The 862-nt window shown below is 72.8% G+C and carries 1 protein-coding gene; it reads right to left on the bottom strand.

The genetic code is table 11. The annotated features are described in order from the left end of the window. The coding region (locus tag IEJ02_RS47855) for a beta-ketoacyl synthase N-terminal-like domain-containing protein (RefSeq protein WP_191070514.1) at nt 1-862 on the bottom strand (862 nt) is incomplete at both ends.

Genomic DNA, 862 nt, shown 5'->3' with positions numbered 1-862 from the left:
CCAGCGCACCGGCACTCCGCGCCGAGACGACCAGGGGCACAGCACCCTCGGTCGGCGATCCGGCCGGCTCGGCGAGCTCGTCCTCCGGCGCCTGCTCCAGGATCAGGTGTGCGTTGGTCCCACTGAGCCCGAAGGAGGAGACGCCCGCCCGGCGCGGTCGGCCGGTTTCGGGCCACGCCCGCGCCTCGGTGAGCAGTTCGACCGCGCCCGCCGACCAGTCCACCTGCGACGACGGAACGTCCACGTGCAGGGTGGGCGCCATGACGCCATGACGCAGCGCCTCCACCGTTTTGATGACGCCGGCGACACCCGAGNCCACCGTTTTGATGACGCCGGCGACACCCGAGGCCGCCTGGGTGTGGCCGATGTTCGACTTCAGGGAGCCGAGCCACAGGGGACGCTCCGGATCGCGATCCCGCCCGTACGTGGCCAGGAGCGCCTGCGCCTCGATCGGGTCGCCCAGGACCGTGCCGGTGCCGTGTCCCTCGACCAGGTCGATGTCCGACGTGGACAGGCCGACCGCCGCCAGTGCCTTGCGGATCACCCGCTGCTGGGACAGGCCGTTCGGGGCCGTCAGACCGTTCGAAGCGCCGTCCTGGTTCACCGCGGAACCCCGTACGACCGCCAGCACCCGGTGCCCGTTGCGCCGCGCCTCCGACAGGCGCTCGAGCACCACCACGCCCACGCCCTCGGCCCAGCCCGTACCGTCCGCAGCATCCGCATACGACTTGCAGCGGCCGTCGGGCGACAGCGCCTGCTGGCGGGAGAACTCCACGAACGTCCCCGGCGTCGCCATCACCGTCGCACCGCCCGCCAGCGCCATCGAGCACTCGCCCTGCCGCAGCGCCTGGGCCGCCAGATG

This window comes from Streptomyces sp. 5-10 (assembly GCF_014712245.1).
GTDB classification, from domain to species: domain Bacteria; phylum Actinomycetota; class Actinomycetes; order Streptomycetales; family Streptomycetaceae; genus Streptomyces; species Streptomyces violaceusniger.
This window is presented reverse-complemented; position numbering and strand designations above follow the sequence as displayed.